Annotated in this window: 2 protein-coding genes; both read left to right on the forward strand. The window is 38.3% G+C overall.

Annotation, left to right across the window (positions count from 1 at the left end; translation table 11 throughout):
• Nucleotides 1–26 precede the first annotated feature (26 nt).
• On the forward strand, nucleotides 27–275 hold the full coding sequence (locus CWO92_RS24890; protein ID WP_437177578.1) for a hypothetical protein: 249 nt from the start codon (nucleotides 27–29) through the stop codon (nucleotides 273–275).
• 10 nt (nucleotides 276–285) lie between these two features.
• Nucleotides 286–868 (forward strand): phage head spike fiber domain-containing protein (locus CWO92_RS24895; protein WP_207767836.1); only part of this gene is annotated, 583 nt, incomplete at its 3' end.

An 868-nucleotide genomic window follows, 5' to 3' on the forward strand; every position in this document is an offset into this window, starting at 1 on the left:
AAACTGCAAATAGTTTTGCTACTAGAATTTCAAATACAGAAGGAAATGTAAGCTCATTAACCCAAACCGTAAATGGTTTACAGACACAAGTTAGCGATAATAAAGGTAATATTTCAACCGTTACACAATTAGCAAACGCTCTTCAAACTAGAATGACAGATGCAGAAGGAAATATCAGTACCCTTACACAGACGAGTAAAAGTTTGCAGAGTACGATTACGTCTGTAAGAAATGATTTAGATAATTTGGGTGGACGTAANGTCTGTAAGAAATGATTTAGATAATTTGGGTGGACGTAATTTAGTACTAAACTCGAATTTTGCGGATGGTTTAACTAACTGGAGAAATTGGGGTTCTGCTACCGGTACAAGACGCACAACAACTATTACCGATCTTGCAGGTTTTACAACCGGTTTCTATTTCAGTGCAGACTCTACAGGGGAGTGGGGATATGCCCAAGATAATGTAAGTGTGATAAAAGATGAGACTTATATATTAACAGCTTGGATAAGAGTCACTAAAGGTACAGGTTTTGTTGAGGTACAGGAAGGCAACGGGGCATTCGGTTGGACTCGTACAACATACGATGTGACCAATATGATAGGCAAATGGATTAGAATCTCCCATAAGTTTACGGCGAAAGATAGTTTTACAGGAGTTTATGTAGGACAAGCAACTTCAAGTGGTTTTTGTTCCGCCGATGTAACAGGAATAAAATTGGAAAAAGGCAACAAAGCCACCGACTGGACACCAGCTCCAGAGGATCAAGCAACCCAATCACAAATTAGCCAATTAGCGAATGATATTAATTTAAGAGTCAAAAAAGGAGACGTAATAAATCAGATTAATATATCCACTGAGGGTATCC

It is taken from the genome of Heyndrickxia camelliae, from assembly GCF_002844575.1.
GTDB lineage: Bacteria > Bacillota > Bacilli > Bacillales > Bacillaceae_C > Margalitia > Margalitia camelliae.